The sequence below is a fragment of the Streptococcus sp. genome, assembly GCF_032481935.1.
Taxonomy (GTDB): Bacteria; Bacillota; Bacilli; order Lactobacillales; family Streptococcaceae; genus Streptococcus.
In genome coordinates this window covers 1-6,692 of sequence record NZ_JAWERU010000061.1, presented here as the reverse complement: position 1 = coordinate 6,692, position 6,692 = coordinate 1, and the positions used below count along the sequence as shown (strand labels likewise).

At 39.7% G+C, this 6,692-nt stretch carries 5 protein-coding genes and 1 pseudogene; all 6 read left to right on the top strand.

Going from position 1 to position 6,692, the window contains the following annotated elements:
* A partial coding sequence (rplT, locus tag E7C97_RS08845) for a 50S ribosomal protein L20 (protein WP_316108958.1) occupies positions 1-304 on the top strand: 304 nt, incomplete at its 5' end.
* A gap of 57 nt (positions 305-361) precedes the next feature.
* Positions 362-748: a VOC family protein gene (locus E7C97_RS08840; RefSeq protein ID WP_316108956.1), complete on the top strand. Its 387-nt coding sequence runs from the start codon at positions 362-364 to the stop codon at positions 746-748.
* 58 nt (positions 749-806) lie between these two features.
* Positions 807-1,328, top strand: a pseudogene (locus tag E7C97_RS08835) (B3/4 domain-containing protein); the annotation flags it as partial.
* Positions 1,329-1,445: 117 nt separating this feature from the next.
* Positions 1,446-4,547 (top strand): DNA polymerase III subunit alpha, encoded by a 3,102-nt coding sequence (locus tag E7C97_RS08830; protein ID WP_316108954.1) that lies wholly within the window; start codon positions 1,446-1,448, stop codon positions 4,545-4,547.
* 81 nt (positions 4,548-4,628) lie between these two features.
* Entirely contained in the window at positions 4,629-5,636 is a 1,008-nt protein-coding gene (pfkA, locus tag E7C97_RS08825; RefSeq protein ID WP_000820873.1) for a 6-phosphofructokinase, read from the top strand.
* Between the two features lie 66 nt (positions 5,637-5,702).
* Positions 5,703-6,692, top strand: a 990-nt coding sequence (gene pyk / locus E7C97_RS08820) for a pyruvate kinase (protein ID WP_316108953.1), incomplete at its 3' end; no start/stop codon positions are given.

The following is a 6,692-nucleotide window of genomic DNA, read 5'->3' as shown; positions in this document are numbered from 1 at the left end:
ATTAGCAAAAGGTTACTATGGAGCTAAACACATCTTGTTCCGTACTGCAAAAGAACAAGTAATGAACTCTTACTACTATGCATACCGTGACCGTCGTCAAAAGAAACGTGACTTCCGTAAATTGTGGATCACACGTATCAATGCGGCAGCTCGTATCAACGGACTTTCATACTCACAATTGATGCATGGTTTGAAATTGGCTGAGATCGAAGTTAACCGTAAAATGCTTGCTGACTTGGCTGTTAACGATGCAGCAGCTTTCGCAGTTCTTGCAGATGCAGCTAAAGCAAAACTTGGTAAATAATTATTCATAAGACTGGTGCAAGTTTGTCCCAGTCTTTTTTAAACAAAGGAGAAAAAAATGGCTTCTAAAATGCTACACACTTGCTTGCGAGTTGAAAATCTTGAAAAATCAATCGCTTTTTATCAGGATGCCTTTGGTTTTAAGGAATTACGTCGTAGAGACTTTCCAGACTATGCTTTCACTATTGTTTATCTTGGACTTGAAGGTGATGATTATGAGTTGGAGTTGACCTACAACTATGATCACGGATCTTATGTTGTCGGTGACGGTTTTGCTCACATCGCCCTAAGTACACCTGACCTTGAGGCTCTTCATAAAGAACATAGCGACAAAGGCTATGAAGTAACAGCACCTAATGGACTTCCAGGGACTCAACCAAACTATTACTTTATCAAAGATCCAGATGGATACAAGGTAGAAGTGATTCGTGAAAATTCATTATAGTTCCTATCGAGTAGCTTGTAGGCTACTCGTTTTTTGAATTTGTAGTAGAATGAAAGAAAAAGAATGGCGTCAGGCATTCACTTAACTCAAAACAAAAAAAGGTGCTCGTTCTTCTATTGAGGCTTTATTAAAATGTGTGAGTCAAGGAAGAGAATTTAATCTAATAAATCCTTTGGTAGATGTCTATAATAGCGTTTCACTTTCTTACACAGTTCCTTGTATGGGGGGAGAGGATTTAGCTAAGATTGTTGGTGACTTATGTCTTGGAAGAGCTCAAGGGAATGAATCCTTCTTTCCACTAGGGGCTGAAAGTGATGCTCCTGCCTTAGCTGATGAAATGATTTATTTTGATGAACAAGGTGCGGTTTGTCGGTGTTTAAACTGGCGTGAAGCCCAAAGAACCATGTTAACAGAAGAAACCAAAGATGCTGTTTTAGTCATTGAAGCTATCAATGAAGAACAGGCATCACGAGCTCGGGAAGCAATGCTAGAATTACATACTAAAATTGAGGAATATTTTGGTATCAGTGGTAAGATCAGCCACTTGACAGCTACAAATCCTATCCTAGAGGTAGAATAATGAATGGGAATCACGGTTAATTCAACTGTGGTTCTTTTTTCTACAAGGGAAGAAAGAAATTGTTTTTCTATTTTCTAAAATGGTATAATATAAGTAGAAAAAGGGAGGTGATAGCGAGTGATTGCACAACTTGATACAAAAACGGTTTATAGTTTCATGGAGAGTATGATTTCCATTCAGAAGTATGTTGACCAAGGGAAAGCATACGGCTACTCAGCACTTGGAATCATGGATATTGATAATCTCTATGGAGCTTATTATTTTATCAAAGAGTGCCAAAAGCAAGGGATTCAGCCCTTATTAGGTCTTGAGGTGACCGTTCATCATAAGGCAGAACTGATTAATCTGCGCTTTCTAGCCCTATCAAATCATGGTTATCGAAATCTCATGAAACTTTCGAGTCAAAAAATGACAGGTAAAAAGGAATGGACTGATTTTTCTCCCTATCTAGAAGATGTTTGTGTTATTGTTCCCTATTATTCTGGAATGAATGACTTAGATTTAGGACACGATTACTATATCGGGGTTTATCCAGATACACCTCAATCAAATTTTTCTCACCCCATTCTCCCTCTTTATCGTGTTAATTCTTTCGAAGCTGAGGATTTAGAAACGCTCCAAATGCTCAAGGCGATTAAGGAAAATGTGACCTTGCGAGAGGTAGATGTTCAATCGCAACAAGGCTTGTTTTTACCTACTGACCGTCTAGAACAGATTTTTGTAGAGAAATTTCCACTCGCGCTTGAAAATCTTGCAAGATTAATCAAGGAAGCTTCCTATGAGATTGATAGTAGTCTCAAGCTTCCACGCTTCAATCCAGAGAGACCAGCTGTTGAAGAGTTGCGCGAAAGGGCTATTAAGGGCTTGGAACTGAAAGGCTTACTAGATTCAGTTTATCAGGCTCGTTTAGAAGAAGAGCTATCTGTGATTCATGACATGGGATTCGATGACTATTTCTTGGTTGTCTGGGACCTCTTACGTTTTGGTCGTTCTCAAGGATATTATATGGGTATGGGGCGTGGATCTGCAGTTGGAAGTCTAGTGGCCTATGCCTTAGATATCACTGGTATTGATCCTGTAGCTAAAAATCTCATTTTTGAACGCTTTTTAAATCGTGAACGTTATACCATGCCCGATATCGATATTGATATTCCTGATATCTATCGTCCAGAGTTTATTCGCTATGTTCGTGACCGCTATGGCAGTATTCACGCTGCTCAGATTGTCACCTACTCAACCTTTGGTGCTAAACAGGCCGTCAGAGATGTTTTTAAACGGTATGGTGTACCTGAGTATGAGTTAACGGCTATTACCAAAAAAATCGGTTTCAAAGATACCTTAACAAGTGCCTATGAAGGTAATCTAGGCTTTAGACAACTGATTCAAGGTAAGATTGAGTACCAAAAGGCTTTTGAAATTGCCAAGAAAATAGAAGGAGCACCACGTCAAACCTCCATCCATGCTGCTGGTGTCGTGATTAGTGATAAAAATCTGACGGACTATATTCCTCTTAAGTATGGTGAGGATATGCTCATTACCCAGTATGATGCTCATGGAGTCGAGGGAAATGGCTTGCTCAAGATGGATTTCTTGGGCTTAAGAAACCTAACTTTCGCTCAAAAAATGCAGGATCTCTTATTTGAAACTCAAGGAATTCAGCTAAGGATTGAGGAAATTGACCTTGAGGATAGGGAAACTTTAGCCCTCTTTGCAGCTGGAAAGACCAAGGGGATTTTTCAATTTGAACAACCTGGAGCTATCCGTTTATTGAAACGAGTGAAGCCACAAAACTTTGAAGAAGTAGTAGCAACAACTTCTTTAAACCGACCAGGTGCGAGCGACTATATTGATAACTTTGTGGCTCGAAAACATGGTAAAGAAAAGGTGACGGTTCTGGACCCAGTTTTGGAAGATATTTTAGCTCCAACTTATGGAATTATGCTTTACCAAGAACAGGTGATGCAAGTAGCTCAGCGATATGCTGGTTTTAGCCTTGGGAAGGCCGACATTTTACGTCGTGCCATGGGTAAAAAGAACGCAGCTGAGATGCACCGAATGGAAGAGAGTTTTATCCAAGGTGCACTCGAAAAAGGTCATGGAAAGGAACAGGCTCAGCAGGTTTTTGCTGTCATGGAAAAATTTGCTGGTTATGGTTTCAACCGATCACATGCTTATGCTTATGCGGCTTTAGCTTTTCAACTTGCTTACTTTAAAACACATTACCCAGAAATCTTTTATCAAGTCATGCTCAACTATGCCAGTGGAGATTATATTCTCGATGCCCTTGAAATGGGTTTTGAACTGATATCACTCTCTATCAATACAATCCCATATCAGGATAAATTGACAGACAAGACTATTTACTTGGGACTTAAGAGTATCAAGGGGATGCCTCGAGATTTTGCCTATTGGATTTTAGAGAGTCGTCCTTTTAGTAGTGTTGAAGATTTTGTCACTCGCTTGCCTAAAAATTATCAGAAGTTGAGTCTTTTAACTCCCCTAGTCGAGATTGGTTTATTCGATAGTTTTGAAAAAAATCGCCAAAAAATCTTATCCAATTTACCTACTTTGTTTATTTTTGTGGAAGAATTGGGGAGTTTGTTTGCAGATAATAGCTACAATTGGCTTGAGAGTGAGGATTTTACGCAAGTCGAGAAGTTTCGTAAGGAACAGGAGTGGCTTGGAGTTGGTATCAGTCCGCATCCCTTACTGGTTTTAGCAAAGAATCCCCTCTATCCAATTGTGAGTTTGTCTGAACTATCTGAAGGACAGACAGCTACAGTACTCGTTGAGATAGAATCCATTCGTGTCATTCGTACTAAAAAAGGTGAAAACATGGCTTTTCTGAAAGTTAGTGATAGTAAAACGAAGCTTGAAGTCACAGTTTTTTCTGACCAGTATCGTCAATTTAACAATCTCTTACATGAAGGAAGATTTTACTACCTTAATGGAAAAGTGCAGGCAAGAGACGGTCGCCTTCAGTTAGTATTAAATAATCTAAAAGAAGCAGTGAGTGAACGATTTTGGATTCAGGCTGCTGATCATGAACATGATTCTGAAATTTATCATATTTTAGAACAATACAAGGGACAAATTCCAGTCATTATTCGCTACGAAAATGAACAAAAAAATGTTCTTTTGCCGGGTTATTTTGTTGCAAAAGATGTTAGTTTGCAGGAATCTTTGAGTCAAATAACTATGAAAACGATTTATCGTTAAAAATCAATGAAAATAAAAGAATTTTAACTTTAATTATGGTATAATCAGTTAGAATGTTAAAAGAAAAAGGAGCAAAACCAAATGAAACGTATTGCTGTTTTGACTAGTGGTGGAGACGCCCCTGGTATGAATGCTGCCATCCGTGCAGTAGTTCGTCAAGCAATCTCAGAAGGAATGGAAGTTTTTGGCATCTATGATGGATACGCAGGTATGGTTGCAGGCGAAATTTATCCACTTGATGCTGCTTCAGTGGGAGACATCATTTCACGTGGTGGTACTTTCCTTCACTCTGCTCGTTATCCTGAGTTTGCAAAACTCGAAGGTCAACTTAAAGGGATTGAGCAGTTGAAAAAACACGGTATCGAAGGTGTCGTAGTTATCGGTGGTGACGGTTCTTATCACGGAGCAATGCGCTTGACTGAGCATGGATTCCCTGCTATTGGACTTCCAGGAACAATCGATAACGATATCGTAGGTACTGATTTCACAATCGGATTTGATACTGCAGTTACAACTGCAATGGATGCCATCGATAAGATTCGTGATACCTCATCAAGTCACCGTCGTACTTTCGTAGTTGAAGTTATGGGACGTAATGCTGGAGATATCGCTCTTTGGGCTGGTATTGCCACTGGTGCTGATGAAATTATCATCCCTGAAGAAGGCTTCAAGATGGAAGACATCGTAGCAAGTATCAAAGCTGGATATGAACACGGTAAGAAACACAACATTATCGTTTTGGCAGAAGGTGTTATGTCAGCGGCTGAATTTGGTCAAAAACTAAAAGAAGCTGGAGATACAAGCGACCTTCGTGTAACTGAACTTGGTCATATCCAACGTGGTGGATCTCCAACTGCTCGTGACCGTGTATTGGCGTCACGTATGGGAGCACACGCTGTTAAACTTCTTAAACAAGGAATCGGTGGTGTCGCTGTTGGTATCCGTAACGAGAAAATGGTTGAAAATCCAATTCTTGGAACTGCAGAAGAAGGAGCTTTGTTTAGCCTAACAGCTGATGGTAAGATTGTTGTTAACAATCCTCATAAAGCTGACCTTGAACTTTCTGCTTTGAACAAGAGCTTGTCATAATCAACTTTAACTAAACTGGTAAAATGACCATAAAAGGTCAAATTATATAAAGGAGTCACAAAAATCATGAACAAACGTGTAAAAATCGTTGCAACTTTGGGTCCTGCGGTAGAAATCCGTGGTGGTAAAAAATTCGGTGAAGACGGATATTGGGGTGAAAAACTTGACGTTGAAGCTTCAGCTAAAAACATTGCTCAATTGATTGAAGCAGGAGCTAACACTTTCCGTTTCAACTTCTCACACGGTGACCACCAAGAACAAGGTGACCGTATGGCAACTGTTAAACTTGCAGAAAAACTTGCAGGTAAAAAAGTTGGTTTCCTTCTTGACACTAAAGGACCAGAAATCCGTACTGAATTGTTTGAAGGTGAAGCTAAAGAGTACTCATACAAAACTGGTGAAAAAATCCGTGTTGCAACTAAACAAGGTATCAAATCAACTCGTGAAGTGATTGCTTTGAACGTTGCTGGAGCTCTTGACATCTATGATGACGTTGAAGTTGGTCGCCAAGTATTGGTTGACGATGGTAAACTTGGTCTTCGTGTTGTAGAAAAAGACGATGCAACTCGTGAATTTGTCGTTGAAGTTGAAAACGACGGTGTTATCGCTAAACAAAAAGGTGTAAACATCCCTAACACTAAAATTCCTTTCCCAGCTCTTGCTGAACGTGATAACGCTGATATCCGCTTCGGTCTTGAACAAGGTATCAACTTCATCGCGATCTCATTCGTACGTACTGCAAAAGACGTTAACGAAGTTCGTGCAATCTGTGAAGAAACTGGTAACGGTCACGTTCAATTGTTCGCTAAAATCGAAAACCAACAAGGTATCGATAACTTGGACGAAATCATTGAAGCTGCTGATGGTATCATGATCGCTCGTGGTGACATGGGTATCGAAGTACCATTTGAAATGGTTCCAGTTTACCAAAAAATGATCATCACTAAAGTGAACGCTGCTGGTAAAGTTGTTATCACTGCAACAAACATGCTTGAAACAATGACTGAAAAACCACGTGCAACTCGTTCAGAAGTATCAGACGTATTTAACGCTGTT